2 pseudogenes are annotated in these 815 nt (G+C 40.1%); one reads left to right on the top strand and one right to left on the bottom strand.

The window, feature by feature from the left end:
* A pseudogene (locus tag ACYVRA_RS07610) lies at positions 1-245 on the top strand (UDP-N-acetylmuramate dehydrogenase); the annotation flags it as partial.
* Between the two features lie 82 nt (positions 246-327).
* Here ACYVRA_RS07610 and ACYVRA_RS07605 read toward each other — a convergent pair.
* Positions 328-815: pseudogene (locus tag ACYVRA_RS07605) on the bottom strand (ABC transporter substrate-binding protein); the annotation flags it as partial.

Genomic DNA, 815 nt, shown 5'->3' with positions numbered 1-815 from the left:
GTTCCGCCTTTAAGAACAACCGTAATTTTGGGAAACCTACGGGGCAAAGTATTGATGAGCTTGGTCTTAAAGGCAGTCAAATAGGCGGCGCTCAAATAGCCCCCTTCCACGGAAACATCGTCATTAATACCGGAAACGCCACCGCTTCGGATATCCGCGCCCTTATGGATGAAACAGCCGCTAAGGTTAAAGAGAAGACAGGCTTTACTCTTGAACCTGAAATACTTTTTATCGGCGAATGGTAACGCCGTCTAACTGAAATGTTTTTTATATGAAATATATTTATTGAAATCTAATATCGCTTGCTTGCTTGATAAAAATTAAATTTTATATTATTATCTCAAAGTAAGGGAGAAGAAAATGAAAAAGATTAATGTTATTTTTTATTTTATGCTTGTTCTTGCCTTCCCATTTGTTGTCATGAAGCGTCTTGCAAATATCCATGTATTTTTCCATGACGGGATCAATTACAAGTTTGCCGTTCACAAGCCAAGGATTTTTGCGGGCTGACAGGAATGAATTTCTCAAATCGCCTAATGAGGAAACGATAACGCATGAACCATTGGATTTTTGATTGAGAAGCTGGGCTGTCTCAAGTAATTTGTCAAAGTCTGCAAAGTAGGCCTGTACTGTTTTGGGATCATCGGTGCCAAGATATTTTTTGGCAAGACTTCTGCGATAAAACATAGCTCCGGGACAGGACTGCCATGACATGGCATATACTCTGCCTTTATAAGTGCCAATCTCCGCGGGATAGGCAAGAAGTCTACTTTTATTGGCTTCGTAAATATCAGTGATGTCAAGAGAAGGCCTGA

The sequence above is a fragment of the Treponema sp. R8-4-B8 genome, from assembly GCF_054786175.1.
The sequence above is the reverse complement of the archived record's forward strand: the minus strand, read 5'-3'. Positions and strand labels throughout refer to the sequence as shown.